The sequence below is a fragment of the Undibacterium sp. Xuan67W genome (assembly GCF_049340165.1).
In the GTDB taxonomy this organism is placed as follows: domain Bacteria; phylum Pseudomonadota; class Gammaproteobacteria; order Burkholderiales; family Burkholderiaceae_D; genus Undibacterium.
The window spans coordinates 237,037-262,474 of record NZ_JBMPPN010000004.1; the positions used below are offsets into that span (position 1 = coordinate 237,037).

Here is a 25,438-nt window from a genome sequence, read left to right on the forward strand (position 1 = left end):
TGCCAGCCCATTATCGCTGGCAGAATCAATGAAATAGACGCAACAAAATCCTTATTTACATGCACACTTTTTGTTAGTTATGCACAAATATGAGGAGAATAAAAAAATCGCGAAAATTTATTTTCAAGACTTTATGTGCTTTTGCAAGTCATTGATTTTAAAAGAATTTATTTTTGCTTTTAGAATGGGCAGTTTATTGAAACCCGCATAAAACCTAGCGCAAAGCCATGTCAATACACCTTTGTCCACAAAGTTATCCACAGAATCTGTGGATATGTCAAAAAGCACTTATGAAACCGTTAGTTAGCGCACATCCTCACGAGTTACATTAAGTTCGTGGAACATTGCATCCTCCAAATCGTGCTTGACACGCCCCTCGACACCAGCTTCGATTATCGCTGGCCGTTGCGCGAAACTGGGGCGGATCTCGGCGCCTCCGCCACGCCAGCCACGCCCCAAATTGGGCAACTCGCGCGGGTCCCGTTTGGTCGCCAGGAAGTCATGGGACTGATAGTCGGTATTAGCGATCACACCGACGTCCCCTCGAACAAACTCAAAGACGCGCTCGAAGTCCGCACCCAGCTCACGCCCTTGCCCGCCGCCTGGCTGGACCTGTGCCGATTTGCCGCCGATTACTACCAGCGCCCGCTGGGCGAGGTTGCTTTGCCCGCCTTGCCAAAGAATCTCCGCGCTGCCAAAGTCAGCTCACTGGAGCGCAATCTCAAAAAAGTCGCCAAAGACGCCACGCCACAAGACAGCAGCCCCAACCCAGAACCCGCGCTCAATGCCGAGCAGCAACTAGCGGTGGATGCGATCGCCAGCGCCCGGAAGTTTTCCCCGCATTTGCTCTACGGCGTCACCGGTAGCGGCAAAACCGAAGTGTATTTACAGGCAGCCGCCAAAGTGCTGGCGCAAAGCCCCGATGCGCAAGTCCTGATATTAGTGCCCGAGATCAACCTCACACCGCAATTAGAAAACCACCTGCGTCAGCGTTTTTCAGGTATCCAGATCGCCACTTTGCACAGCGGCATGGCCGAAGGCGAGCGCGTACGTCACTGGCTTTCTGCACATCTCGGCCAGGCGCGCATCATACTCGGCACCCGTCTGGCGATTCTCGCATCGCTGCCACAACTGAAAATGATCGTGATCGACGAAGAGCACGATCCTTCTTACAAGCAACAAGAAGGCTTACGCTATTCAGCCCGCGACCTCGCCGTCTGGCGCGCGCGTCAGCTCGATATTCCCGTTGTACTCGGCTCCGCCACACCATCCTTAGAAAGCTGGCTACACGCCAAAACCTTGCGCTACCGCAAGCTCAGTCTGACCGAGCGTGCCGTCAAAGACGCGGTATTACCCGTCGTCAAGATCATCAACACCGAACACGAAAAACCCAGCGAAGGCCTGACGCAACGATTGGTCACCGCCATCCGCCTGCGTTTAGAGAAAGGTGAGCAGTCACTACTATTTCTCAATCGCCGTGGTTATTCACCTGTCATCGCCTGCGACGCCTGCGGCTGGATCAGCAACTGCACCCGCTGCACGGCGCATCTGGTCATGCACAAACTTGACCGCAAATTGCGCTGCCATCATTGCGGTTTAGAACAACGCATCCCAAGATCCTGCCCGACTTGTGGCAATATTGACTTACAACCGCTCGGTCGTGGCACTCAGAGAATTGAAGAAAGCCTTGCTCAAATTTTCCCCGAGGCAAGAGTATTTCGTATCGACGCCGATTCAACCCGGCTCAAAGGCAGTGCCGAAGCTGCTTTCGACACCGTGCATCGCGGCGAGGTCGATATCCTGATCGGCACCCAGATGGTCGCCAAAGGCCATGACTTTAAAAACCTCACGCTGGTCGCCGCGCTCAATCCCGACTCAGCTTTGTTCTCGCAAGACTATCGCGCCAGCGAGCGCCTGTTCGCTCAGCTTATGCAAGTCGCCGGACGCGCCGGGCGGGCCTCCCGTAAAGAAGGCGGCAACCTTAGCGAAGTCCTGATCCAGACACGCTACCCCGACCACCCGCTGTACCACGCGCTGATGGCACACGACTACGACAGCTTCGCCAACGACCTGCTTGAGGAGCGTGAGCAAGCCAGCATGCCGCCATTTATCTATCAGGCCTTGCTACGTGCCGAAGCCAAAGAGCTGCAAATCGCCCTCGACTTCCTGCATCAGGCCGCAGCCCTCGCCACCGATCCTGGCATTACCGTCAACGACCCCATCCCCATGACCATGACCCGCGTCGCCAACGTTGACCGCGCTCAGCTACTGGTCGAATCCACGTCCCGCCCCGCCTTGCAGTATTTCGTCAAAAACTGGATCAGCGACCTGCGCGCCCTGAAATCCCGCGTCAAATGGTCGATCGAGATTGATCCGGTGGATATTTAATTACAAGTTTGAAATTTACTCGGCCTGACACGCAATACTGGCGCGGGTCTTCAGGCACATGGCTGGAGACCCGCATGAACAGTGCGGCTTGAGGCAGGTTACAGATACCATCATCATCATGCTTTTTTGACCTCACCAACCGCAATGCGTAGAATGCAATGCACGCAGCGATATCCCGGTGATCTTCTAATAAGCTTCCAATGAAGTTGCGACGAGCTTGCACCAACCAAGCGCTGCCGACCAATCATACGCACACGCCAACGCAGTTCAGTAATGAGAGGAGACGCATCATGCCAGCGCTTGATCACATCATTCTGAAGGTCAACGACCTCCAGAGCAGCATCACCTTCTACACCGAGATACTTGGATTTACCGCCGAGGGCACCGATGGCCCGTTCACGCTGATCCGGGTGAACCCCGAATTTCAGATCCAGCTTGCTCCTTGGGGAACCCCCGGCCTGGAGCACTATGCGTTTGCCGTCTCACGGGACGATTTCACCAGCATATTCGAGCGCATCCAATCCGCTGGCATCGCCTACGGCCCCACATTCCACGCCGTCGGGACGAACACCGGACCCGGCGAAGAATCCGGCGCACGAGGCCGCGCACCAACGCTGTATTTCAACGACCCAAACAAGCACCTGCTAGAGATCAGAACATACGAGGAATAGTTAGGTCACGTAGTCACCAGCGTACAAATCTCGTTGTAGCGTGTCTGTCCAAGTGCATACTACAAAAAGAAGCAATCAGCGTTCGCCTTTGAGACGCTTGCATCCGTCTTGCTGATTTTGCACCAACATGTTAACGTCGTTTCTCCGATTTAAGACAACTCAGGCGTTATCTATGCGCCCTAGGAAAGAGTCATGAGTTCACGTCCTCCATTCATCGTGTCGGCTGGCGATTTGCCAGAACGTAGCCACGTCTATCCGCAAAGCGACGAGGAGATGGGGCCTGTTCGTGCCGCTGGCCGCGCCGCAGGTCTGGTCCGCATTGGCATCAACCTCCAGCGCCTGCCACCCGGCAAGCGTTCTTCATGGCCTCATGCTGAATCAGATGAGGAAGAGTTCGTCTACGTCATTGATGGCGAGGTCGACGCCTGGATAGACGGAGAACTTCATCGCATGCGCACGTGCGACCTGGCAGCTTTCCCCGCCGGAACGGGGATTAGCCATTGCTTCATCAACAACAGCGAGAAAGACGTACTTCTACTGGTTGGGGGTGAACCCGCGAAGCACGCTAATCGCATCATCTATCCACTTAACCCCTCGCGCCGCGCAGACCTCAAGCCAGCCGACTGGTGGCACGATGCACCGTCGAGAGAGCTTGGAGGTCACGATGGCCTGCCAGACCAACTGCGTGCTTCAAGGCTATTGGGTAATGCTGTCTAATCCTATTTCAACACTGACGCACCCCGTCACTAAACTCAGCACTAAGGGAAACAAAATACAAATGCACTCGGCTCGCTATGAATGTTCGAGCCGTCGTTTTAAAAGTTCGGTCTAGCCAAAAAATAAAGTCCGGAACAGCCATACGCACGCGTAGTCATCCGTTCATCGTTACTTCAGATCACAGGAAAAACTAATGAAACTATCTATCACCGAAGATCAGCAACACGAGATGCGCCACGCCCATTATGACGGTGCGCCTGGCGTTTTGGTATCGAGCTTAGTGTGGATTGCCGCCACGTTGGTGTGCTACCAACTTGGCATAAACAAGGCCGTATGGACTCTGCTCATAGGCGGTGCATTCATTTATCCTATGAGTCTTCTTGTGACAAAGGCGATGGGGCGCCCCGCGAAGACAAGCAAAGACAACGCATTGAACCAGCTTGGCATGGCGTCGACAATTTGGCTGATCCTATGTTGCGCGATGGCCTACGGTCTGTTCCTGCTAAAGCCAGAATTATTTTTCCCCGCCATGATGGCAACGATTGGAAGCCGTTACCTGATCTTTGCAAGTATGTATGGCAGATCAATTTTCTGGGTAATGGGCGTGAGCCTGATTGTTGTTGCAAATCTTGTTTTCTTCTTAGCGATAACGCCCGTCGTTGCCGCAGGACTCGGCGGACTGATTGAGGCGCTATTTGCTTTCCTCGTATTTTCAAAAGCGTCTAAGTCAGCCGTTTTATTATGAAATATAGCGGACGCCCGATGTTATTCCTCGCTCAAACCAACATAAGCGGCGGGCACCGGTGATGTCGTCGTCAGAACTTTGGAGAACGTATGCAATTTATTCGAATGGTAACTCTGGTAGCTCTTGTCAGCGCAGCGCAGATTCCTGTACAAGCAGTCGCCCAGACTCTGGGTTACTCAGATGCAGATAATCCAAGTCAGGCGGTAGGGATGATGAAAACCAACGTCTTTTCGGCTCAGGTGTTATTGCGTGAGTGCTCGGCACGATTGCCGGGTCACGGCTGTTGAAATGGCTGGTCAGCTTAAGCGGTGGCAGATGGTTGAGGCGCACGACATCGAGAGAGCTGAACACTATTGGGCTGAAATGGCCGAGAAGCAGCCTGCACTGCGAGAGCAACTCGTGCAGACCGAGGCTTATCTAAAGGGAAATTTCACCCTTATCGAGAAAATGAACCCGAGCAATAAGGTCTATGCAGAGTCCATCTTTTGCCGTCAGCATTTCGCTGACCTGGCGTCAGGTGTATGGCGCAAGCGAACTCCACGCCTTTATCAATTTTTAGATCAGGCACCATGAGGTCCGGTAAGCGGTTTTGTTGATGATGCTGCTGCCGCCTTGCGCGGTAAGGTTTGCGGCTTAAGCTTGGTGTCAGGCGCTAATGATGTTTTCAGTTGGCCAAACGAGGATGAAGGAATTCTCAGAAAAGCTGGCCCCAAAATACGGAAACTCACATGAGAAAGCTCAAAATCATCGAACATATCTCGCTAGATGGTGTGATCTAGCATTCCGCCGACAATAAAAAAGAAGTGGTCTGGCAGCTGTTAAAACCATGTTGCTGATTTTGCATGTATATGTTAACGTCAGCTTTTCACCTTAAAACAAGTTGAGTCTGCAATGTTTAATAATCGTGGTTCGCTAATGATGGCGGATGAATTCCTGCGATTTGAGCGGCGGTTGAAATTTATCTTTGGCGTTTTTGCCTTCCTCCTCATTGCCGCGCTTCTTGAACAAATGACGCGTTGGCCGAGTGGAGCGGAGGCATTTTTATGCTATTCCTTTGGGGCTGTCGGATTTCTTGATTGCATTTACTCTGCCAAATGATTGGGCGATCCGGACCGCCTAAGCACTGCGACGGATGGGTTATCGCTCTAAGACGAAGTCCTTACCGTCGATTTGAGTAGGCTCGATGATTAAGATATCCAACTTGGCAGTCCAGCGGACTCCTTTCGTGCTGAGCATTCCGCTAGCAAGTAAATTTTTACGTTAAACGCTATGTCTTTTGATTTTGTGGAACCACAAGACTTCTTTCGCATGCTGTTCGATGACGCAGAATTTTGCTCTGGGCTTGGTAAGGTTATGCTTGCGGCTGGCATGCTTGAAACGAACCTGCGTCGTTACCTTGGTTCCAAACAAGTTAAATTCAAAGATAGTGATACTCTCGGAATCTTGGTCAATAAATTGAAGCAAACAGACCTTCTCACGGAAAATGGTAAGGCGCACTTTTCTGATCTAGCGAAAAAGCGTAACTACCTTGCCCACAACCTGTATGGTTTGTTCAGTAATGAGTTTGACGTAACAATTCTTCCGAGAGAGCAGTTGGTATCTGTTGATACATTGATGTTTGTAAGTAGGGTTGAAACTCTCTATAACGATTTTGTGTATTTCGCAAAAATTGTTGCCAAAGCAGATATATCCAAAGACAAGCTCCTATGATTAACGCACATCTAACTATGTAGTCGAGGACATTCCTAGCAATCATGCTTTCCTCTGCGCGGTCGGCGTCCCTCAATTGCCACGTTATCCCCCGGTGAACTCGGATTCTCATAGCTCACGTCAACTGTCTAATCTGCCAAAATGCAATCGCAAATTTAATCTCACTCAGGAGACTTACATGAAAAGAGTCACAGGTATCGGAGGAATCTTCTTCAGCGCGAATAATCCGGTCGAGTTGCGCGCCTGGTACAAGCGGCACTTGGGTATTGACGTGCAGGACTGGGGTGGTACCGCATTCACCTGGGCTGATGCCGCGGGCAATCCTACAAACGGGACGACGGTCTGGTCTATCGGTGTCGCTGATGGGGCGCACTTCGCACCCAGCAAGTCGACCTTCATGATTAACTATCGCGTCAACGACCTAGATGCTGTGCTTCAGGCGCTGCGAGATGAGGGATGCAATGTGTTGGAGAAGGCGGACGATTCCGAGTATGGCAAGTTCGGCTGGGTCATGGATCCTGAGGGGAATAAAGTCGAACTGTGGCAGCCACCTCCGGGACAATAAGCGTCATGAATGCGCACCAAATGCCGGAGTGTGATCGCTTGTCGGGACTGACCATGCTTAGCATGTACGCTTGGGCACTCATGGTCTGAAACGTAAGCTCAAGATTAAGATCAAGTTGATAGCGCCTAGGATTTTTCTAGCGATTCCGGCACTTTTGTTTTAGTTACTACTACATAAGAAGACACTATGAAAATTACTGTAGAAACCATCGTCAATGCTCTCGTTGCCAAGGTCTGGAGCGCGTATACAACGCCCGAGGATATCAAGCAGTGGAACACGGCGTCTGAGGACTGGCATACAACCAGATCCAGTGTCGATTTACGTGTTGGCGGTGTGTTTTCCTCACGTATGGAGGCGAAGGACGGTAGCTTCGGTTTTGATTTTGCCGGAACCTATACTAAGATCGTGCAGAATGAATTAATTGAATATACATTTGGAGACCGCACGGGGATTGTCGAGTTCGTACCTGTCTTAAATGGTGTCACAGTGCGCGTGACATTCGATGCGGAATCTGAATATCCAGTAGAACAACAGCGTCATGGGTGGCAGGCAATTTTGAATAATTTTGCTAAGCATGTCGAAGTGCATCAGTGAGTTAGTCATAACCGCTTTGCCATGTACTGTTACAACTTGCTAAGACTTACTACAAACTACTCAATAAACTCGCACATTTGCGTCATTGCAACGGTAGTTCCGGGTCGCGGCTTTTTCAATTTACTTTTTATATATCCTTGAAACTATTCGGTTCGATCAGCTTCTACATTCTTGCTTTCGGCGTCGCGGGTTATGCTGTGTTTGCTTATGGATTCATGCCGTTGGGATCACTGGTCCATCCTGACATGAAGCTTAATTTTCTTGCGCATAAGTCAGGCATCTATCTGCATGTGTTTGCGTCACTGATTACGCTGTCGCTCAGCCCATTTCAGTTCTCTGCCTGGCTGCGAACGACTCGCCCATGGCTTCACCGCTTTATTGGCCGTACCTATCTCATTGGCGTTACCTTGGGTGGTCTATCTGGTTTGTATATGTCGACATTGGCTTTCGGTGGGCTGGTCGCAAAACTCGGCTTTGCGTGCCTTGCAGTGTGCTGGTTATTGACAGGTCTGCGCGCTTTCCAGACGATCCGCAGGGGTGCGGTACAAGAGCACCGTAAATGGGTGGTACGTAACGTCTCGCTTACGCTGGCCGCTGTTACCTTGCGTATCTATTTGCCGTCGTCGATGATCGCTGGCATTCCCTTTGAGATTGCCTATCCCGTCATTGCTTGGCTTAGCTGGGTTCCAAATCTGCTGGTAGCGGAGTGGATGTTCACTGGGACGCATCGTAATTTATCTCGGCCTCAAGCGTTTCGGGGCTCGGCTTAATTCAACTTAGCGAATAAAACCATGTGCTCAAGCGAGATCCACCTAATGCACCTCACACGTCGATGGAAGAAAGTAGCACTCGTCTGCCTGTTTCTGAGTTCAGTTTTTTGCTTAGCTTCCTACGCTGACGAAACTGCTACGGACTTACCCAGGCATTTGCTGATTGCCCGAGAACTGGCTGAGAATATCAAGCCAGAAAATAATCATTACAGTCTGGGTGGTCAGTCGGTCAGTTTTCCTGGAGATGTATTTTCCAGCGATTATGTGATGCGGGCGGATTGTTCGGGATTTTTGCTGGCGATAATTGAGCGGGCGCATTATCCGGTGCGGACTCAGCTTGCTTTTTTAAACTGGACGCCGAATAGAAAAAGGCCGGTCGCTGAGGATTTCGTTTTTTCGATTGAGACGGGTAAGGGCTTTCAGCAGATCAGCGATGTGCGCCTGATACGGCCTGGCGACGTGCTGGCGCATGCGATGCTGAATGCCGGTGACAAGGCGCAAACTGGTACGACAGGGCATGTAATGTTGCTCGACAGCGTGGCCAAAAAAATCGAGCCGCGCAATCCGCGTGTTGAGGGTACCGAGCAATACGAGGTCGCGATCATTGATTCCAATGCAGAGTATCTGGGCTCAGACGATACGCGACTCGCCGATCCCACGAATAAAATCACTGGTCTGGGACGCGGCACGATACGCTTGTATGCAGACGCCGACGGTGCGCTGGTCGGCTGGGCGAGAAACTTTAAAAATACTAACCGGTTCTTTTCCTACACATCCAGATTTCCATCCGATACCAAAGAGCGTAAAGCGGCGATCGGGCGCTTGATCAGCCAATGATCAGCTAATAAAGTCGACCTTATTCCCACCGCTCAGTGCATTCTCCGTGCGGCCTGTTACCCCGATTGCGCACTTCATCTCTTTCGATACAGTCGTTTAGTTTAGCGCTGCTACTCTGTAGTTTTTATTGTTTCAATCAGGAGGCGAAGAATGACAACATGGCTGAAAACTCTGGGAGTGGGTGCGCTGTTTGTATGTGGTAACGCGCTTGCGCAGACCGCAGATTTTGATCCACGTGACTGGAAAAAAGACATCGCTGGCAAACCTACTCAGGTCATGGTGTTGGGTAGTCCGCATCTGAGCAGTTTTGGGGATCATTTTAAACCAGCGATGCTGTCCGATCTGATCGACAAACTGGCAGCGTTTAAGCCGGACGTTATTACGATAGAGGCCTTATCCGGTGAGCAGTGCGATATGTTGAAACGTTATGCCGCAACTTATCCCGATGTGTTTAGCGATTACTGCTGGGATCCCGAAGCGGCCGAAAAAGCAACCGGCTTGACGGTACCGGCCGCCTTAGCAGAAATCAGAACCGTGTTAAAAACCTGGCCGGCAACACATGCGGGTGCTCAGCAAGGAGCGACGCCAACGCCAGCGCAGCGGCGTCATCTGGCGGCCTTATTCCTGGCTGCGAATGACCGGTTTTCGGCACTTGTGCAATGGCAGCGCCTTGATCCGGCCGAGCGCAAACTTGGCGATGGTATCGATGAAGTCCTGTTAAAAGTCTTAACTCGTGACCAGACGAAACCGAATGAAAACTATGAGATCGGTACCGTGCTGGCCGCCCGTCTGGGTCTTGAGCGGGTCTACGCAACGGACGACCATACGGCTGACAGCATCCAGGATCTATCAGGTCCAAAATTGGGCGATGCCCTACAGGCTTTATGGAGCAAGATCGATATTCCTGAAGGGCGTGTGACGAAACAGCGTGAAGGCAGTTTGGCAAGCAGTAAAGATGTACTGGACTTATACCGTTTTTATAATCAGCCAAAGGTCGGGCGCGCATTTATCGGTGCTGATTTTGGCGGTGCCTTAAAACAGCAATCACCAGAACTCTATGGCCGCCAATATGTCGCATGGTGGGAGACACGTAATCTGCGCATGGTAGCAAATATCCGCAGCGCTTTCGGCAATCAACCGGGGGCGCGGGTACTGGTCATCGTCGGCGCGTCGCACAAACCCTATTTCGATGCCTACTTGAATATGATGCATGAGGTGAAGCTGGTCGATTCAAATACCGTGTTGAAGTAGGCGGCGTTTTCAGTGGGGCATCATATCTTTGGGAGGACGTGGCGACATAGTGGCAGAGGCATACGGTGACCATCCGGGCTTTTGCTCTCCAGCTCAATCATGGGTAGCTGCATTTGCTGATTCCGGCATGCAAGGAGGCGTTAAATTTGTCTGGAAAAACTTGATTAAGTTGCTACAATTGTTGTCTTGCGCATACTTTTTCAAGTTCACCTATTATGTCCTCTACGATGCGATCTACTTTAGCTAAAACCCTCTGCACGCTTCTGCTCACTTACACCGCTTTTGCATCTGCACAGTCCGAACCGAAGCCAGAGTTTGTGATCAAAGAGGATCAGGCAGTTACCGGATCGTATATCCGTCGCAATGAGGTATCCGGAGGGCAGGTTCCCATGAACGTACCGTATGAACAGCTGTCACCTGCTGATCGTCAGATACTGCATTCATGGTGGGAAAAAGTAAATGACGGTGACGAACCACCGTTCCCCCTGGCGGGACTCAGAGCCATCATTGATCCTATCCGTAAAGGCCAGCGTCAGCTGGGTGATACCGGCGAACTATTTATCGTCGCCACCGTCAGGGCCGATGGTTCTGTGTCTAACGTTGCACTGTTCGAATCTCCAAGCGATGCGATGACGCAGTTTGCTGCCCGGATCCTGTTATTGACCAAATTTAAACCGGCAAAATGTGCGGGGAAACCTTGCCAGATGGACTTCCCGTTCCAGATGAATTTTTCCGTCAGAAGGTAAGGCAAGCCGTTAGCCTTATCAGCGGATCTGCGCAATAAACGAGACGTCCGCCAGATCTGCTTAGCTGTGTTAGCGACACCGGCATCGATACCGTACAACTGAGAGGTATCCTGAACTTCAAAGCGGAGAACATGAAAAATTCAGAACCAGGCGACAGCCAACCCGCATCAGAACTCATCTCAAAAAGAATCACCGAACTCGGCGACTGGCGCGGTGAAACGCTAGCCAGAATACGCGAGCTGATACGGCAAGCCGATCCAGATGTCGTTGAAGAGTGGAAGTGGATGGGCACACCAGTCTGGTCGCACGACGGCATCATCTGCACCGGCGAGTCCTACAAGGATAAAGTGAAGCTGACCTTTATAAAAGGCGCGTCACTTGTGGATCCGGCCAGTCTTTTCAATGCCAGCCTCGATGGCAACGCACGCCGCGCGATCGATATCCATGAGGGCGACACGATTGACGAGTCCGATTTCTTGACACTCATTCGCCAAGCGGTCGCTCTCAATCGTTCCGGTAAGTCGAAAGCGCTGAAGAAGACCAAATCCTGATGGCTTGCGGATGTGCGACAGACCGTCTGGTAACGGTGACATGTATGCGATTAGGCTACGCTAATCGCCCCTGTGTTCTGAACAAATCTGGTAGTGATACTGTGTTGTAAAAAGCGGGCAATCATCGCTACACAACAAGAGCTTCTAAAAAATTTAATCGAGACCAAACATCCATGCCAGCTTTCAACAATCTGCAACTAACAACCGAGCGCCTGCATTTGCGGCCTTTGCGCATGAGCGATGCGCCTGCTTTGTACGGAATATTTTCTGATACGCGGATCATGACGTATTGGAGTACGCCGCCGTGGAGCGGGATTTGAAGGCCTTGCCTGCCGGTGAGTATTTGTCGTTTGGGATTGTGCGGTCGGTTGATCAGCAATTACTGGAGACTTGTAGCTTGTTCCGTTTCGTTGAGCAATGTCGGCGCGCTGAGATTGGTTATGGACTGGCTTACGATGCTTGGGGGAACGGGTATATGCATGAGGCGCTGACGGCGCTGGTGGACTATGGGTTTGCCGCATTGAACCTGAACCGGATTGAGGCGGATATTGATCCACGGAATACGGCGTCGGCGCGTAGTCTGGAGCGGCTTGGTTTTCAGCGTGAGGGATTTTTACGTGAGCGCTGGTTTGTCGATGGGGTGGTGTCGGATTCGGCTTTGTATGGCTTACTGTTAAGCGACTGGTCGGTGCGTAAGTAAGATCGTACAGCGTGGCTGGGATCTGTTTTGTCTATGGAGTTTCACATACTCTCCCTATGTATATTTTAAATCCCTAATAAAAAAGTGGGGATTAAGGCATATTTATAGAGAAATAATGGGGAGTATGTGAATTTGGCGGCTCTTTCTAAGCATCTGCGTCTTTGATCAGGCACCCCGCCGCATAGCCCGCAGTACCGGCGACCGCGCTGGCAACCGCACCCCATAAGATATCAACCACTGTCAGCGATGCCGACCAGCCTTGTAACGTGGCGAGGTTGCTGAGGTCGTAAGTGCCATACGCCACCGCGCCAAGCAGCGTACTTAAACGCATCGCCTGTTGCCACTGACGTGTGCGCAATGCCGGAGCGATCGCGAACACCAGCAGGCCGAACAGATATAGCACATAGAACGCGGCGGCCGGAATGAGCTTCGGTTGTGCCAGCATCAGCGGCCCCAGTTGCGCACGATAAAAGTCGGTAGCCAGCAGCGTCAGCCAGACAAAATCACAGAAGCAAAATACGACTGCCGCTACGATGTAAGCGAGCAGGTATCGGCGCAGTGAGTTTGTCATGGCTGTCTTTGGTTATGATGGTTCGTGGCGATTATTTAGTCGATTCTTTAGCCGAGTTCGGATTCACGCTTGAGGCGGCGTACCACTTCCCAATCTAATTCGGTGTCGCGCTTTTTTTCCAGGGCGTCGATGTGTTTGAGCTTTTTATCCTCGACAAATTTACCGGACAATAAGTGACGGGGTTTGGTCGGTGCGGAGACAAAACCCTGAGCTGGCCACAGCGAGCGGCGTAAGGTGGTGCCCGCCAGAATCCCGAAGTCGTCGCCGCTGGTGATGCCTTTTTCTGCCACGACGGATTCGCCGGCCTTGATATAACGCGCGGCGTAAATGGTCGCTTTGGTCGCGATCCAGCGACCGGCATGGATCTCGCCGTTGAGGCTGCTGATCTCGCCTGTAGCGCGCAGGCTGCCCCAGGTGCTGATGTCGCTCTGACTGATGATGGCGCCGGTTTCCAGATTGCCCTGACAAGTGACGTTGCCCGCAAACAGGCTGCCGGTAACGGTGATATCGGTTTCGCTAAAGACTTCGCCTTTGCAATTGCCGTCGCCTGCAATCAGGATTTCGCTGGCGCTCAGGTGACCGCCGATGTACTGGACTTCGATCACGTCGAACACGTCGTCGAGCTGCACGCTGCCGTGGCAATCAAGCACGTCACAAGCGAGATAGCCCAGTGCCTGAATATCGCCGAAGCCGCCAAACATCTCATGATGCGCATCGCGTTGCAGGATGGCCGGATGTACAAATTTATTCATGTAGCCGCTGCCATCTTTGCTGGCTTTGGCCTGATCGAGTTCGAGCATGCGAGCCATCCATTCCGCGCTGCAACCGGTCTTTAATAAAAATTCGACTTCAATATCGCCGCCGCAGTCGAGTGCCTGACCGACGTACAGCGACTGGACGCGGATGTTGCCAGTGACAGTGAGTTTGCCCAGACAAAAGACTTCTTCTGCTTCGAGATCACCGTCGACCAGCAAGTCACCACCGACCAGAAGCTGGGTCGCAATGATTAGATCGCCTTGAATATGTACGTCGCCGGTGCTGGCGAATTGCTTACGTTTCAGGCGTTTGGATTGAAAAGGAACAGGGGCGATCAACTTGGACATAGCGACTTTCGAAAGGCAATGAAGTCGCTATTATCCTCGCAGCGTGCGGCAGTTGGGAAATTTCGTGAAGCGGGAATTTCTAAAAACGCCTACTTGAGTGCATCGCGGCGTTTTGCGGGCATTTTTCTAGCCGCGCAATTCAACGGCTGAGCAAGTGCGGGTGTCGGGAGTCTGAGCTTGAGCGCCGCGATAAATTCAGGATGAGCGACTAAATCTTAATGGAAAAATGTTGCAGTTGTTCGCCATCTTCACTGCGGCGTGAGGCCCGGCGTCTGACGATTTTGGCGCGGGTATCGAACATGACCGCAACTGATGACGGCGCTCTGTCATTGCGACGGCGATCACCGCCTTGACGACGGTCGCCGCCGCTGCGCAGGCTGCGGATGATGTCGTTGGCATCGTTTGTACTGCCGGGTTTGACTGGTGTTTCGCCGTTGGCTGACGAGGCGGTATCGCCGTTAGCGGTTCTTTGATCCGATGGCTGAAACTGGGTAACTCGGGTGAAGGGAAACAGTTTCATACTACTCTGCTAAAGGTGTTGCGCAATATTGCTTAAAGAATTAGCACTTCTAACGACAGAATTAGCGATAACTTGAATTATGTTTTAGTGGAAATACCAAAATATGGACGGAGTTAGCGGACTTTTACTATCAAAAAAGGGTATTTCGATAGATTTTATGCACGGTACGTCGTCGCGCGGCACCGATATCAGGATTGTCGATTACAATGCGCTAGCGCAAAATTGACGCTGCTCTGGCAGTGTTTTCCATTCCCATATCATTGGTGTTCAGACGAGAGCCACGGCGATATCCGATGTAAAAAATGGAATGACAGACCGACTTCTGGCACCACTTTTCATTATGACCATGCACCTTCAAGACCTCCCCACGGATATTCACGGCAGCTTGCCCGAGCAGGCCATTACGACGGCAATCCGCCATATTGCCGACATTCTGGCCCTGGCGATCGAGCATGGTCCTGGACACAAGGCGCTGATTGTCGCCGATAGCGGCTGCGGTCTGACGCTGGCATTGAGCGAGGCGTACCGACGTTGTTTACCGGATGCGCAGTATGTCGATTTTGAGCAGGTCAGTCCTGACGAAATACACGCGATTTTTGAAACCATGGCACCGTCTGATCTGGTGGTATTGGTGCAGACCACGAGTTTTCGTCTTGATGCTTATCGGGTGCGGGTCGAATTATTTAAACGCGGTTTGAAAGTCATTGAGCATTTGCATCTGTCACGTCTGACGCAGCAAGAGGCGCTGATTTATATCGACAGTCTGGCTTATGATCCTGCGTATTTTCGCGGCGTCGGTCGTGCACTGAAAGACAAGATCGATCGTGCGCAGAGTGCTGTGGTGGATAGCGGCGAGGGTGCGCGTCTGGTATTCGCCTCGCCTCTGGAGTCGGCCAAGCTGAATATCGGCGACTACAGCGGCATGACGAATGTCGGCGGACAGTTTCCGATTGGTGAGGTGTTTACCGAGGCACAGGATCTGGAGGCGGTCAGCGGTCGCGTGCGGATTTTTGTGTTTGGCGATACCAGTTTTCTGGTCAATAAACCTGCTAAGCCGATTACGCTGATTGTGGCCCGGGGGCGCGTCGTGGATGTCGAAGACTCCACACCGGAGTTTGATCAGGTACTGGCAAATATCCGGGCGGTGGAAGGCGAGGTCTGGCTGCGCGAACTGGGCTTCGGCTTGAATCGTGCTTTTTCGGCGGAGCGCACGGTGTGCGATATCGGTACCTATGAGCGCATGTGCGGCATTCATCTGTCGCTTGGTGCCAAGCATGGCGTGTACAGCAAGCCGCAGCTCAAACGCAAAGACTCACGTTTCCATGTCGATGTCTTTGCCGTCACTGAGACGGTATTGCTGGATGATGAAGTGGTCTATCGCGACGGTGCCTGGATCGCATAAGTCCGGAGCGCTCTGCGCTGCGTCTGTTTATAGGTAATACGTCTATGGCGTACTGAGCAAATGCGTCAGGTGCGACTCAAGTTTGACTAAGGTTCGACTGAGGTTTGACTCAGGTGCGGGTATGACGCAACAAGAGCAAAATCCGCTTATGAATGTTCAGGATGCGCCGGCTCCACAGCCGGTTGTCCTGCGCTTTAAACGTGTGCAGTGAGCGCATATCCTTGATCTTGTCGTAGATATTTTCAATCAGTTTGCCCGTTGGTTTGCCTGCCCAGCTCGCGAGATCACTTTTCTCTATCCCCTCATACGCCGGAATCGCCTGGCGTTGTACGGAATCAAAATCAAAGCCGCCCGCATTCAGACGGTCAAACACCACCGTAGAGAACGCCGGAATCACATCGGCAGGCGGCACCTTGTCCTGCACTACACGAAAACACAGCCGGGAGTTTTCTTTGATCTCTTCGATCAGTGCGCGGACCTCACCTTTATTTTTGGCACTCACATCCCGGAACCACTGCATCGCTTTCGCCGCAGTTGAGATGACGTTTAAAAATGGCAGGATATTTTCTATCATAGGGGCAAGAGTAAAAAACCAGGTTGAGCATAGCTTACGTAAAGATGATTTGCTTGTCTATCGGCGGCGCAACGGCGATGTGCACCTGTTACCCGCTACCCAAGAGCGCGTCATTCACCGATTTTTCGCCGCTCACCGAGGCACCGCCGTCACTCGCCGAAATCCGCGAGACATTTGATTCGGCAGCGATTATCTTGAGCTTGTCGACGCAATAAACAAATAATTCAATTCTGCGGAACTTGCCAACAGCAAGCCGCGCACGGATAAAGGAAGGAATCATGATGTGCTCTGATATAACGCAAACCAAGTTACAACAAAACATAAACGATGTCCGCAATGAAAAACAACGCGAATATATCGTCTGGGGTATCGCACTGATCGCCGTCGGTAGCCTGTTTTTTCTGGAAAGCCTGGGCTTACTGGATTTACGTCCTTACATCGGCGACAAAATCCGCTGGTGGTATTGCTGGCCGCTGCTAGTCGCTCTGGTTGGTCTGGTGAAGATGCTGAGCGCCAGCACCTTTGAACAAGTCATGAAAGGCACCACGCAGGCCATCATCGGTTTATGGTTATATGTCTGCCTGACCGAATTATGGGGCTGGACATTCAGAACCAGTTGGCCGATCATCCTCATCGCTTTCGGTGCAAGTACCTTGATCAGCGGTATCTATAACCTGACAAACAAATCAACGACAAATTCTGACAAGGAGTCACATTCATGAGCCGCTCATCTAACTCACATAACCAACGTCGCGTCCTGTTCGGTGCCATCGTCGTGATCTTCGGTGTCCTAGCACTGGTGGATAATCTCCACTGGTTTAATGCCCGCGACTATATTCAGTTCTGGCCTATGGTATTCATCGCTTTTGGCGGTTTAAAAATATCGCAAACTCGTAATGACTCCGGTTATCTTGTCGGAGGCGCTCTGGTTGCCGCGGGTGTGCTGATGACCTTATCAAATCTGGGTATTGTGTATTTCCGGATGCGTGACTGGTGGCCGATGTTCATCATTATTGCTGGCCTGGCCGTGGTGTTTAAAGGTGTACGTAAGCAAAAAGAACATAGCGGCAACGGCACTGGCATCTCCGGTTTGTCCGATATGAGTGCCATGACGGATACCACGATTGATGCGATCGCTTTCATGAGTGGTAATAATATGAGCGTGGTGTCGCAGGATTTTCGTGGCGGTGAGGCGACTGCTGTGATGGGTGGCGTCGAGATCGATTTACGTCAGGCATCGATACAGTCAGAGGCGGTATTGCAGGTCTTTGCCATGTGGGGCGGGATTGTTTTAAAAGTGCCGGCAGACTGGACTATCGTCAGTAACGGTATTCCTATCATGGGTGGTATCGATGATAAAACCGTACCACCGATAGCGCCGACCAAGCGTTTAGTGATCGAAGGTTATGTGGTCATGGGTGGTGTCGAGATCAAAAACTGATCAGGCAGTCATTCACCAGATAATGCAGACAAGCGCAACGACTCCTTTTTTTAACTCACTCGCCAGACCGTCCTGATGAAACCGATGACCTCGACTATGCGTAAGCTGATGTGGTATCTGATGGCATGGCTGTTGGTGGGTGTGGTGATCGCTGCGCTGCTGGTGACGACGGCCAATACTAGCTGGCTGGCGGGACTTGGGTTTGCGATACCGGTCAGTTTGATATATGGATTTGTAGCTGCATCTGCTTACTATGTCTGCCGTTCGCTGCCCATGGCGAAGCGGCAGTTTTTTTTGACGCTGGTGATCTTCGGCGGAGCGTCCCTGATCTCGGGCTTGATGTGGCTGGCGCTGTGTTACGCCTGGAATTATCTGGCTTTCGCCTTACGCCAGTTGATTGGCTTCGGACCTGTTGCGGGTAGCATGACGCTGCCAGGCATTCTGATCCCGGTGACACCGCAGATGTCGGTGATGTTGTTTGCAGCCGGTAGCTGTCTTTATCTGTTATCAATTTTTGCGCATGATGTCGTAATCGCTTTTGAGAATGTTCGCCTGGCAGACCGTCGTGCGGCCGAGTCGCGGGTACAGGCCAGGGATGCAGAATTGCAGGTATTACGCACACAGATCAATCCGCATTTTTTATTTAATAGCCTCAATTCCATCAGCGCATTAACCTCGCTTGATCCGGCGGCTGCACGCAATATGACGTTGGAGCTGGCGCAGTTTTTTCGCCAGACTCTGGCTTCTTCTGAGAAAGAGCTGATTTCTCTTAACGAGGAGATACGTTTATGCGAACATTTTCTGGCGATAGAAAAAATCCGCTTCGGTAAAAAACTCCAAAGCGATATCCAGATAGCCGATACCGCACAGACGGCCTTGTTGCCACCGATGTTATTGCAACCCTGCATTGAGAATGCGATTAAGCATGGCATTCGCGATTTGACTGAGGGCGGTGTCATTGTTGTGCGTGCTCTGATCAGGGGTGACTGGCTACATATTACGATTGAAAATCCCGTCGATCCGGTGCCTGGCGATACGGTTGGCAATGGACACGGCCTCAAAAATAGCCGTCTGCGTTTACAGTCTATGTATGGCGATAAAGCCCGCATTAACTGGACCCGCAGCAATGACACTTTCCTGGTAGAGATCGCCGTACCACAGGCGGCTAACTGAGCGCAGCTAGTAACTGAACACTGGTCTTAATTGAGCGAACATGATGAACCCGATACAAGTACTGATCGTTGATGATGAAGAGCTGGCGCGCCGCCTGGTGCGCGAGTACCTGAGCAAGCACACGGATATCGTCGTGATCGGTGAGGCCGAGCATGGACTCGATGCCGTAAAACAGATCAACGCACTGAATCCGGATCTGGTGTTTTTGGATATCCAGATGCCCAAGCTGACCGGACTGGAAGTGCTGGAGCTGACGGGGCGTCAGTCCGGTGTGATCTTCACCACGGCCTATGATCAATACGCGCTGAAAGCATTTGACCTGCATGCGATTGATTATCTGCTCAAGCCGTTTTCACAGAGTCGTTTTGACGAAGCACTGGCACAGGCGCGTAAATCGCTCGGTCAGGCGGTGACGCCGCAGAGTATCGCGATCCAGCAAATGTTGACCGATACCAGTAAGCAGCTTGAGCGGATCTTGATCCGCGACCGCAGTCAGGTACATGTAATTCCTGTCGATAAACTTGAGTATGTCGAAGCGCAGGATGATTACATCAGCATCGTCAGCGAAGGAAAGTCCTACCTGAAAACCCAGGCTCTATCCGAGCTCGAAGCCCAGCTTGATCCGGCAAAATTCGTGCGGGTACATCGCTCTTACCTGATCAATATCGAGCAATTACAAGGCATTGAGCGCTACACCAAGGACAGTCATGTCGCGCTGATGCGTTCCGGCAAACAGATTCCGATCAGCCGGACTGGCTATGAGCGGATTAAGGACATCATGTAGCCTCAATCTGAGGCAGGGCAGCCCGCTCGGATTGTTGCGTAAATCAAACGCCGTGTATGCATAACGAGGCGCCGAATATCAAAAAAACCGGAAATAAAAATGAAAGGAATCAGGTCGTTCTGACCTGGCTTGCTGGCGGCAGCCTAAGAGCAATTATTTTTTGAATAGTTCAAAAAAAAACCGGAAAATGCTAAAAAAACCGGTTTCCTCGTCAGACTGACAATAAATTCAGGAAAACAAGCTCATTATCCCGGTTTTTGCATCGATTCCATATGAAAAAACAGGTAAATCAAATGTAAGCAATTGTATTGACTTCATTGTTTGGCGAACTGATACTGCGATGTTATGAATTTGAGACCTTCAATTTCACACCTCTTTGTTTAACAACAATCCCATAAAGATGTCGAGACCCAGATGAAAAAATCACTCGTATTAATGACGGCAGTCACTACGCTGACTGCATTAAGCAGCGCCATGAGCGTCGCTTATGCAAACGAAGGCATGTGGATGCCACAACAGTTGCCAGCAGTCGCTGCGCAATTAAAAGCGGCTGGTTTGAAGCTGGATCCGAAAACACTGACGAAACTGACGGAGTTCCCGATGGGCGCGATCGTCAGCCTGGGCGGTTGCTCCGCGTCATTCGTATCGGATCAGGGTCTGGTAATCACGAATCATCATTGCGCTTATGGCAGCATCGCGCAAAACTCCACACCGGAAAAAAATTATCTGGCGAACGGATTCTTGGCAAAAACATTGGCAGAAGAATTGCCGGCTCAGCCAGGCAGCCGCGTTTTTGTCACGACGGATGTCAATAACGTCAGTACCAAAATCATCTCACCTGAAGTCGCTAAACTGGCAGGAAAAGCACGTGTAGATGCGATCGAAAAAAATGAAAAAGCTCTGGTTGCCGAATGCGAAAAAGACGCTGGCCACCGTTGCAATGTGTATCCCTACTATGGTGGTCTGGAGTACTACCTGATCAAGCAATTAGAGATCAAGGACGTGCGTCTGGTACATGCACCGGCTGAAGGTGTTGGCAAGTTCGGCGGCGATACCGACAACTGGATGTGGCCACGTCACACGGGCGATTACAGCTTCTTGCGTGCGTATGTGAGCAAGGACGGGAAATCCGCTGATTTCAGCAAGGACAATGTCCCTTACAAACCAAAGCATTATCTGCGTCTGGCGAAAGATGGCGTCAAGGAAGGCGATTTCGTGATGGTCACTGGCTATCCTGGCCGTACTAACCGTCATCGTTTGCCATCAGAAGTATCGAATACATTTGACTGGAATTACCCTGCCTATGTGAAAGCTTCAGGCGAACAACTCGCCATCATTGAACGCGAGACCAAAGGGAACGAAGACAAAAAACTCAAATACGCAGGCATGGTTGCCGGCGTCAATAACTACTACAAAAACCGTCAAGGTATGCTGGACAGCTATGCTGGCAGCGACTTCCTGGTACGCAAGCAAAAAGAACACGCTGCGTTGAAGTCCTGGGTCAACGCCGATGCCGGACGCAAGCAGATGTATGCGGCTGATATCGATGCGATCGAAAAACTCATTGCCGAACGCGATGCAGAAAATCGCCGTGATTTCTTGCTCGCATATTCTTCACCGCGTTTGCTGAGTTCAGCCCGTAGCCTGTATCGTCTGGCCAATGAATCCACCAAACCGGATGCAGAGCGTAAATCAGGTTTCCAGACACGTGACTTGCCACGCTTTAAAGCAGGCGTTGCGGCAGTTGAACGTAGCTACGACGAAGCGGTAGATAAAGCTCTGGTTCTGAACTTCGTGACGAAGTATGCAGCGCAGCCGAGTAAAGACCGTAATGCGAATTTTGATGCAGCGATTGGCATCAAAGACGGTATGAAAGAAGCCGACATCAAAGCACTGCTGGATACCATGTATGCAGGCAGCAAACTCGGTACGAAAGAAGAACGCGCGCCTTGGCTGGAACGCAAGCCAGACGACTTCAAAGCAAGCGGCGACAGCTTCATCAAAGTTGCCGTGGCGATGTATGACGAGAGCCTGAAACGCGAAGCTCGTGATGAAGAAATGTCAGGCAAAATCCAGCAAGCCTATGCCAATTACATGAAGGCAAAAATCGCTTTCATGAATAGCAAAGGTCAGGCGGTATACCCAGATGCAAACAGCACGCTGCGCGTGACCTTTGGTAAGGTTGCAGGTCGTCCAAACGGTGCCGACGGTACGAGCTGGACAGCCTTCACTTCCTTGCACGGGATTACGAAAAAAGCGACTGGTACGGGTGAATTCAATGCACCGCAAAACCAACTAGACGCAATCAAATCGAGTAACTTCGGTGCGGACAGCAAGTACTACGACGCTAAGTTGAAATCGGTTCCGGTCAACTTCCTCGCGACCCTGGACATCACTGGTGGCAACTCAGGTTCTGCTGCATTGAATGCAAAAGGCGAACTGGTCGGCCTAGCATTTGACGGCACGCTGGATTCGATCATCTCTGACTGGGATTTCAATGACGCAAACACCCGTGACATTCAGGTTGATCTGCGTTACATCTTGTGGGAAATGACGAATGTCGACAAAGCAAATAACTTGCTTAAAGAAATGCATGTCGAATAAATCAGTTTCTTGATTTTTAAAAATGGACACCGGTTGGTGTCCATTTTTTGTTGTGGTCAGGCTTATTTTTTATCTCAGTTCTATCCTCCTGTCGTCCAATAATAAGACGGGTTGTAAAGAGGAATCATCATGTCGTCAAAATTACTTTCCGCCAGCATTGCACTGGCATGGGCGGGTACCGTATCACTGGCTCTGCCGCAAGAAGTCGCGATGGCCACGCCGTCCGCACTATTCATGTCTGCTAGCTCGTCTGCTGCGGTTACGCCGCTAAAACCTGCGGACCTGACGCTGGAACAACTATACCGCGCCAAACCCTACGCTGGACAAACAGCCCGTCTTCTCAGCTTCAGTTACGATGGCCGTTACCTTGCGTATGTCTGGAATCCTTATGGCGAAAACGGTTCTGATCTGTATGTGCATGACACTCAGACCGGTGAATCCAGACGCGTCACTTCTCCTGCGGTGATGAAGAGTGTTGACGCGCCCGAAGTCTGGGACAGATTTGATAAAAAAGCCGTGCAAAAAGACAAAGAAGATGCCGAGCGTCAGGCCAAGGCAGAAGCGCACGCCGCTTATCTGCGAGGTGAAAAAGTCGATCTGATGCAATGGGAAACCGCGGCACTCGATATCGTGAAAAAAGAACTCGCCGATAAAAAAGCCAAAGACGCAGCAAAGAAAAAAGAAACGGATGCCGAAGCTGTAAAAGAAAAAGCAGCCGTCGCCGCAGCGATCAAACGTGGCGATATTAAAGCGAGCAGCGATACCGATAAAAAAGATAGCACTAAAGACAGTACGGCCGACAAGACTGACACCAAAGGCGATGCTAAAGGCGACACTAAGTTATCCAGCGGTGCTGACGACAAGTCTGATGGCAAATCAGACGCAAAAGAGGCCAGCAAAGACAGCAGCAAGGACAAGGCCAAAGAACTTTGGGAGCTGCGGGACGAGCTTAAGAAGAAACAAGAAAAAGATAAGCTGAAACCTAGCGATTTATATCCCGGCGTAGAAGCGCTGGTCTGGGCCGAAAAGAAGAATGAACTGATCTTCCAGTACCGTGGCGATTTGTTCCGCCTGCAAGCCGCAGATGGCAAGCTGGAGCGTCTGACCGAGACTGAAAAAAACAAGCGCATTCTCTCGTATCTGGCTGACGATAGCGGTTATCTGTTCATGGATGACAAGCGTATTTACAGCGCGCGCTTTGACAGCAGTGCCGTACGCCAGTTGAATCATGAATTAATCCATCCCGATGATGCCGAGAAAAAATACAGCATCGTCGATACTGTTCTCAGCGAGAACAAACAATGGATGGCAATCTCCGCCACCGCGCCAGAGAAAACAGAACCGGGTAAGCCGGTGCCGCCAGCGGATCGTCAGGTAGAGATCATGAACTACAACACACGATTTGCGACAGCTAAAAAAGTTGATCGTGAAGTCTCGGATGATAAGCGTAAAGTTCCGGCTAGTGCTTTATACATCCGTCGTGTCGGTGATATCAATGTGCGCCAGCCAGAGCCGGTGTTTATCAATGCCGGAGGCGACGTCTGGTTTGAGATGAGTAAAGTCAGCTGGGCCAAAGACGCAAGTCGTTACACCTTCTCTACCTGGGAACGTGAAAAAGAATTACTGCGTATTTATGTCGGTAAAGCAGAAGAGGGCGTCAAGCCAGTACTGGTGTTCGAGCGTCGCGGCAAGGTCGGGCATGAAGTCGTGAATGTGCTCGCGCCGCAGTTCACCCCGGATGGCAAAAACCTGATTGCGGTATTGGACGAACAGGGTTTCCGTCAGCCGTATGTAATCAGTACCGATGCTGCGCTGCCCGGTACGGCGCGCCAGCTGCTGAAGGGTGATTTTGAAGCCCACAGCATTACGGGTTTTAGCGAAGACAGCAAATCCATGTTTGTGCTCGCCAACCGGGATGATTTTGCCGCGATGAATTTGTACCGGGTGGATCTTGCCAGCGGGGCGATGACGGCGCTGGGACTGCAGGGAGATTTCCATCGCGTCAGTGCGGTCACAGATGACGGGACCAAAGTCGCCAGCGTGGCAGGGCAATGGAGTAGTCGCCCTGAGCTGAAACTGATGCAACTCACTGATGGTAAAACATCGGTACGCAAGACCCTGACCCAAAGCCATGATCCGTTGTGGAACGCTGTCAGCCTGTTGCAGCCGGAGCGCTTCAGTTATTCCAACCGTCATGGTGATGCGATACAAGCCTATGTGTTTAAGCCGCCTCACTGGAATGCCGCAGACACGCGTCCGGCGATTGTCTACACCTATGGCGGCCCGCTGAATGACCGTCACATTATCGAGACCGACAGCTTCCAGCAAACCGCCTATGTGTTCGGCATGTACATGGCGGCAAAGCATGGCTACGTCACGGTTGCCGTCGATCCGCGCGGACATTCGAATTACGGGCGCAAGTTCAGCGATGCCAACTGGGAACAGCCGGGCAAACCGCAAACCGAAGACCTCGAAGATCTGGTCAAGTACATGGATAAAAAATTCGGCGTCGATCCTAAACGCATCGGCCTGACTGGCTGGAGTTTTGGCGGCTTCCAGACCCAGTACACGATGTATACCAGCCCCGATACCTTCGCCGCAGGGATTGCCGGTGCCGGACCGACCGAGTGGGAAAATTACAATAGCTGGTACAGCGGTCGTACTCTCGGTAAGACCGAGCGCAGCAAAGCCTCGTTGCGCCGTTTTTCCTTGCTGCCACTGACCACCGGTTTGAAAAAACCACTGTTACTGGTACACGGTATGCAGGACCCGAACGTCTTGTATCAAGACACAGTCAACGTCTATCGTGCCTTGCTGGAAAATGGTAAGGAAGGACTGGTCGATCTCTTCCTCGACCCTGACGGCGAACACGCACTTGGCGGCGCAGTGAAACCGAAAGCCTTGCACAAGAAATACGAAAGCTTCTTCCTGCAGCATCTGGGTAAGGCGCGTCAGTAATAAGACAGGTTTTCGATATTCCTAAAATCAAACCCGCTTATTTCATGCGCCTTCTGGCCTGAA

The 25,438-nt window shown here is 51.4% G+C and carries 29 protein-coding genes; 24 read left to right on the plus strand and 5 right to left on the minus strand.

Going from position 1 to position 25,438, the window contains the following annotated elements; genetic code table 11:
- The first annotated feature begins 336 nt into the window (after positions 1 to 336).
- The 17 genes from ACO0LE_RS05550 (at position 337) to ACO0LE_RS05630 (ending at position 12,245) form a co-directional block, all read left to right on the plus strand.
- A complete protein-coding gene (locus tag ACO0LE_RS05550) occupies positions 337 to 2,388 on the plus strand; it encodes a primosomal protein N' (protein ID WP_422959425.1) in 2,052 nt (683 codons plus the stop codon).
- Between the two features lie 290 nt (positions 2,389 to 2,678).
- Positions 2,679 to 3,059, plus strand: a complete 381-nt coding sequence (locus ACO0LE_RS05555; protein ID WP_422959426.1) for a VOC family protein — start codon at positions 2,679 to 2,681, stop codon at positions 3,057 to 3,059.
- 192 nt (positions 3,060 to 3,251) lie between these two features.
- Complete coding sequence (locus ACO0LE_RS05560; protein ID WP_422959427.1) at positions 3,252 to 3,776, plus strand: cupin domain-containing protein; 525 nt, start codon at positions 3,252 to 3,254, stop codon at positions 3,774 to 3,776.
- A 193-nt stretch (positions 3,777 to 3,969) separates the two neighbouring features.
- Complete coding sequence (locus ACO0LE_RS05565) at positions 3,970 to 4,521, plus strand: DUF7010 family protein (protein ID WP_422959428.1); 552 nt, start codon at positions 3,970 to 3,972, stop codon at positions 4,519 to 4,521.
- Positions 4,522 to 4,610: 89 nt separating this feature from the next.
- Positions 4,611 to 4,808, plus strand: coding sequence for a hypothetical protein (locus tag ACO0LE_RS05570; protein WP_422959429.1), 198 nt, complete (start codon positions 4,611 to 4,613; stop codon positions 4,806 to 4,808).
- Between the two features lies 1 nt (position 4,809).
- On the plus strand, positions 4,810 to 5,094 hold the full coding sequence (locus ACO0LE_RS05575; RefSeq protein WP_422959430.1) for a hypothetical protein: 285 nt from the start codon (positions 4,810 to 4,812) through the stop codon (positions 5,092 to 5,094).
- A 318-nt stretch (positions 5,095 to 5,412) separates the two neighbouring features.
- Positions 5,413 to 5,619 carry a hypothetical protein gene (locus ACO0LE_RS05580; protein ID WP_422959431.1) on the plus strand — a complete coding sequence of 69 codons (207 nt, stop codon included), beginning with the start codon at positions 5,413 to 5,415 and terminating at the stop codon, positions 5,617 to 5,619.
- A 171-nt stretch (positions 5,620 to 5,790) separates the two neighbouring features.
- Positions 5,791 to 6,231: a hypothetical protein gene (locus ACO0LE_RS05585; RefSeq protein WP_422959432.1), complete on the plus strand. Its 441-nt coding sequence runs from the start codon at positions 5,791 to 5,793 to the stop codon at positions 6,229 to 6,231.
- Between the two features lie 178 nt (positions 6,232 to 6,409).
- On the plus strand, positions 6,410 to 6,796 hold the full coding sequence (locus tag ACO0LE_RS05590) for a VOC family protein (protein ID WP_422959433.1): 387 nt from the start codon (positions 6,410 to 6,412) through the stop codon (positions 6,794 to 6,796).
- 186 nt (positions 6,797 to 6,982) lie between these two features.
- A complete protein-coding gene (locus ACO0LE_RS05595) occupies positions 6,983 to 7,390 on the plus strand; it encodes an SRPBCC family protein (RefSeq protein ID WP_422959434.1) in 408 nt (135 codons plus the stop codon).
- A gap of 137 nt (positions 7,391 to 7,527) precedes the next feature.
- Positions 7,528 to 8,160, plus strand: a complete 633-nt coding sequence (locus tag ACO0LE_RS05600) for a DUF2306 domain-containing protein (protein ID WP_422959435.1) — start codon at positions 7,528 to 7,530, stop codon at positions 8,158 to 8,160.
- Between the two features lie 45 nt (positions 8,161 to 8,205).
- A complete protein-coding gene (locus ACO0LE_RS05605) occupies positions 8,206 to 8,997 on the plus strand; it encodes a hypothetical protein (RefSeq protein WP_422959436.1) in 792 nt (263 codons plus the stop codon).
- A 150-nt stretch (positions 8,998 to 9,147) separates the two neighbouring features.
- The gene (locus ACO0LE_RS05610; protein ID WP_422959437.1) at positions 9,148 to 10,248 is read left to right on the plus strand and encodes a DUF5694 domain-containing protein; all 1,101 of its coding nucleotides are present in this window, start codon (positions 9,148 to 9,150) and stop codon (positions 10,246 to 10,248) included.
- A gap of 215 nt (positions 10,249 to 10,463) precedes the next feature.
- A complete protein-coding gene (locus ACO0LE_RS05615; RefSeq protein ID WP_422959438.1) occupies positions 10,464 to 10,994 on the plus strand; it encodes an energy transducer TonB in 531 nt (176 codons plus the stop codon).
- A gap of 131 nt (positions 10,995 to 11,125) precedes the next feature.
- Positions 11,126 to 11,545, plus strand: a complete 420-nt coding sequence (locus ACO0LE_RS05620; protein WP_422959439.1) for a DUF1801 domain-containing protein — start codon at positions 11,126 to 11,128, stop codon at positions 11,543 to 11,545.
- A 173-nt stretch (positions 11,546 to 11,718) separates the two neighbouring features.
- Complete coding sequence (locus ACO0LE_RS05625) at positions 11,719 to 11,865, plus strand: GNAT family N-acetyltransferase (protein ID WP_422959440.1); 147 nt, start codon at positions 11,719 to 11,721, stop codon at positions 11,863 to 11,865.
- Positions 11,850 to 12,245, plus strand: coding sequence for a GNAT family N-acetyltransferase (locus ACO0LE_RS05630; protein ID WP_422959441.1), 396 nt, complete (start codon positions 11,850 to 11,852; stop codon positions 12,243 to 12,245). Before ACO0LE_RS05625 ends, ACO0LE_RS05630 begins: the two co-directional genes overlap by 16 nt.
- Before the next feature lie 145 nt (positions 12,246 to 12,390).
- On the opposite strand, the gene ACO0LE_RS05635 is transcribed toward ACO0LE_RS05630, so the two are convergent.
- The 3 genes from ACO0LE_RS05635 to ACO0LE_RS05645 form a co-directional block, all read right to left on the minus strand.
- Positions 12,391 to 12,816, minus strand: coding sequence for a DUF2177 family protein (locus ACO0LE_RS05635; RefSeq protein WP_422959442.1), 426 nt, complete (start codon positions 12,814 to 12,816; stop codon positions 12,391 to 12,393).
- Between the two features lie 47 nt (positions 12,817 to 12,863).
- Complete coding sequence (locus ACO0LE_RS05640) at positions 12,864 to 13,919, minus strand: polymer-forming cytoskeletal protein (protein WP_422959443.1); 1,056 nt, start codon at positions 13,917 to 13,919, stop codon at positions 12,864 to 12,866.
- A 208-nt stretch (positions 13,920 to 14,127) separates the two neighbouring features.
- Positions 14,128 to 14,439, minus strand: coding sequence for a hypothetical protein (locus tag ACO0LE_RS05645; RefSeq protein WP_422959444.1), 312 nt, complete (start codon positions 14,437 to 14,439; stop codon positions 14,128 to 14,130).
- 346 nt (positions 14,440 to 14,785) lie between these two features.
- Between ACO0LE_RS05645 and ACO0LE_RS05650 the strand changes: the two genes are divergently transcribed.
- Positions 14,786 to 15,841, plus strand: coding sequence for a hypothetical protein (locus tag ACO0LE_RS05650; protein WP_422959445.1), 1,056 nt, complete (start codon positions 14,786 to 14,788; stop codon positions 15,839 to 15,841).
- A 109-nt stretch (positions 15,842 to 15,950) separates the two neighbouring features.
- Here the strand turns inward: ACO0LE_RS05650 and ACO0LE_RS05655 are convergent, their stop codons facing one another.
- Positions 15,951 to 16,415 (minus strand): hypothetical protein, encoded by a 465-nt coding sequence (locus tag ACO0LE_RS05655; protein ID WP_422959446.1) that lies wholly within the window; start codon positions 16,413 to 16,415, stop codon positions 15,951 to 15,953.
- 88 nt (positions 16,416 to 16,503) lie between these two features.
- Positions 16,504 to 16,695 carry a hypothetical protein gene (locus tag ACO0LE_RS05660; protein WP_422959447.1) on the minus strand — a complete coding sequence of 64 codons (192 nt, stop codon included), beginning with the start codon at positions 16,693 to 16,695 and terminating at the stop codon, positions 16,504 to 16,506.
- A gap of 1 nt (position 16,696) precedes the next feature.
- On the opposite strand from ACO0LE_RS05660, the gene ACO0LE_RS05665 reads away from it, so the two are divergent.
- From ACO0LE_RS05665 to ACO0LE_RS05690, 6 genes are all read left to right on the plus strand, one after another.
- The gene (locus tag ACO0LE_RS05665) at positions 16,697 to 17,137 is read left to right on the plus strand and encodes a LiaI-LiaF-like domain-containing protein (RefSeq protein WP_422959448.1); all 441 of its coding nucleotides are present in this window, start codon (positions 16,697 to 16,699) and stop codon (positions 17,135 to 17,137) included.
- Complete coding sequence (locus ACO0LE_RS05670; RefSeq protein WP_422959449.1) at positions 17,134 to 17,856, plus strand: LiaF transmembrane domain-containing protein; 723 nt, start codon at positions 17,134 to 17,136, stop codon at positions 17,854 to 17,856. The genes ACO0LE_RS05665 and ACO0LE_RS05670 overlap by 4 nt, the downstream gene beginning before the upstream one ends.
- Positions 17,857 to 17,931: 75 nt before the next feature.
- Positions 17,932 to 19,029, plus strand: coding sequence for a sensor histidine kinase (locus ACO0LE_RS05675; RefSeq protein WP_422959450.1), 1,098 nt, complete (start codon positions 17,932 to 17,934; stop codon positions 19,027 to 19,029).
- A 43-nt stretch (positions 19,030 to 19,072) separates the two neighbouring features.
- Positions 19,073 to 19,813 (plus strand): LytR/AlgR family response regulator transcription factor, encoded by a 741-nt coding sequence (locus ACO0LE_RS05680; RefSeq protein WP_422959451.1) that lies wholly within the window; start codon positions 19,073 to 19,075, stop codon positions 19,811 to 19,813.
- Positions 19,814 to 20,227: 414 nt separating this feature from the next.
- Positions 20,228 to 22,417 (plus strand): S46 family peptidase, encoded by a 2,190-nt coding sequence (locus ACO0LE_RS05685; RefSeq protein WP_422959452.1) that lies wholly within the window; start codon positions 20,228 to 20,230, stop codon positions 22,415 to 22,417.
- A gap of 129 nt (positions 22,418 to 22,546) precedes the next feature.
- Complete coding sequence (locus ACO0LE_RS05690; protein WP_422959453.1) at positions 22,547 to 25,375, plus strand: prolyl oligopeptidase family serine peptidase; 2,829 nt, start codon at positions 22,547 to 22,549, stop codon at positions 25,373 to 25,375.
- Positions 25,376 to 25,438 lie beyond the last annotated feature (63 nt).

What these genes read in the sequence shown, in the direction of transcription:
- ACO0LE_RS05625 (WP_422959440.1), top strand. Translation starts at nt 11,719, where the DNA reads ATGCCAGCTTTCAACAATCTGCAACTAACAACCGAGCGCCTGCATTTG.
- ACO0LE_RS05650 (WP_422959445.1), top strand. Translation starts at nt 14,786, where the DNA reads ATGCACCTTCAAGACCTCCCCACGGATATTCACGGCAGCTTGCCCGAG.
- ACO0LE_RS05655 (WP_422959446.1), bottom strand. Translation starts at nt 16,415, where the DNA reads ATGATAGAAAATATCCTGCCATTTTTAAACGTCATCTCAACTGCGGCG.
- ACO0LE_RS05555 (WP_422959426.1), top strand. Translation starts at nt 2,679, where the DNA reads ATGCCAGCGCTTGATCACATCATTCTGAAGGTCAACGACCTCCAGAGC.
- ACO0LE_RS05670 (WP_422959449.1), top strand. Translation starts at nt 17,134, where the DNA reads ATGAGCCGCTCATCTAACTCACATAACCAACGTCGCGTCCTGTTCGGT.
- ACO0LE_RS05620 (WP_422959439.1), top strand. Translation starts at nt 11,126, where the DNA reads ATGAAAAATTCAGAACCAGGCGACAGCCAACCCGCATCAGAACTCATC.
- ACO0LE_RS05675 (WP_422959450.1), top strand. Translation starts at nt 17,932, where the DNA reads ATGAAACCGATGACCTCGACTATGCGTAAGCTGATGTGGTATCTGATG.
- ACO0LE_RS05610 (WP_422959437.1), top strand. Translation starts at nt 9,148, where the DNA reads ATGACAACATGGCTGAAAACTCTGGGAGTGGGTGCGCTGTTTGTATGT.
- ACO0LE_RS05665 (WP_422959448.1), top strand. Translation starts at nt 16,697, where the DNA reads ATGTGCTCTGATATAACGCAAACCAAGTTACAACAAAACATAAACGAT.
- ACO0LE_RS05590 (WP_422959433.1), top strand. Translation starts at nt 6,410, where the DNA reads ATGAAAAGAGTCACAGGTATCGGAGGAATCTTCTTCAGCGCGAATAAT.
- ACO0LE_RS05635 (WP_422959442.1), bottom strand. Translation starts at nt 12,816, where the DNA reads ATGACAAACTCACTGCGCCGATACCTGCTCGCTTACATCGTAGCGGCA.
- ACO0LE_RS05580 (WP_422959431.1), top strand. Translation starts at nt 5,413, where the DNA reads ATGTTTAATAATCGTGGTTCGCTAATGATGGCGGATGAATTCCTGCGA.
- ACO0LE_RS05570 (WP_422959429.1), top strand. Translation starts at nt 4,611, where the DNA reads ATGCAATTTATTCGAATGGTAACTCTGGTAGCTCTTGTCAGCGCAGCG.
- ACO0LE_RS05615 (WP_422959438.1), top strand. Translation starts at nt 10,464, where the DNA reads ATGTCCTCTACGATGCGATCTACTTTAGCTAAAACCCTCTGCACGCTT.
- ACO0LE_RS05575 (WP_422959430.1), top strand. Translation starts at nt 4,810, where the DNA reads ATGGCTGGTCAGCTTAAGCGGTGGCAGATGGTTGAGGCGCACGACATC.
- ACO0LE_RS05685 (WP_422959452.1), top strand. Translation starts at nt 20,228, where the DNA reads ATGAAAAAATCACTCGTATTAATGACGGCAGTCACTACGCTGACTGCA.
- ACO0LE_RS05690 (WP_422959453.1), top strand. Translation starts at nt 22,547, where the DNA reads ATGTCGTCAAAATTACTTTCCGCCAGCATTGCACTGGCATGGGCGGGT.
- ACO0LE_RS05565 (WP_422959428.1), top strand. Translation starts at nt 3,970, where the DNA reads ATGAAACTATCTATCACCGAAGATCAGCAACACGAGATGCGCCACGCC.
- ACO0LE_RS05595 (WP_422959434.1), top strand. Translation starts at nt 6,983, where the DNA reads ATGAAAATTACTGTAGAAACCATCGTCAATGCTCTCGTTGCCAAGGTC.
- ACO0LE_RS05645 (WP_422959444.1), bottom strand. Translation starts at nt 14,439, where the DNA reads ATGAAACTGTTTCCCTTCACCCGAGTTACCCAGTTTCAGCCATCGGAT.
- ACO0LE_RS05605 (WP_422959436.1), top strand. Translation starts at nt 8,206, where the DNA reads ATGCACCTCACACGTCGATGGAAGAAAGTAGCACTCGTCTGCCTGTTT.
- ACO0LE_RS05680 (WP_422959451.1), top strand. Translation starts at nt 19,073, where the DNA reads ATGAACCCGATACAAGTACTGATCGTTGATGATGAAGAGCTGGCGCGC.
- ACO0LE_RS05660 (WP_422959447.1), bottom strand. Translation starts at nt 16,695, where the DNA reads ATGATTCCTTCCTTTATCCGTGCGCGGCTTGCTGTTGGCAAGTTCCGC.
- ACO0LE_RS05640 (WP_422959443.1), bottom strand. Translation starts at nt 13,919, where the DNA reads ATGTCCAAGTTGATCGCCCCTGTTCCTTTTCAATCCAAACGCCTGAAA.
- ACO0LE_RS05585 (WP_422959432.1), top strand. Translation starts at nt 5,791, where the DNA reads ATGTCTTTTGATTTTGTGGAACCACAAGACTTCTTTCGCATGCTGTTC.
- ACO0LE_RS05560 (WP_422959427.1), top strand. Translation starts at nt 3,252, where the DNA reads ATGAGTTCACGTCCTCCATTCATCGTGTCGGCTGGCGATTTGCCAGAA.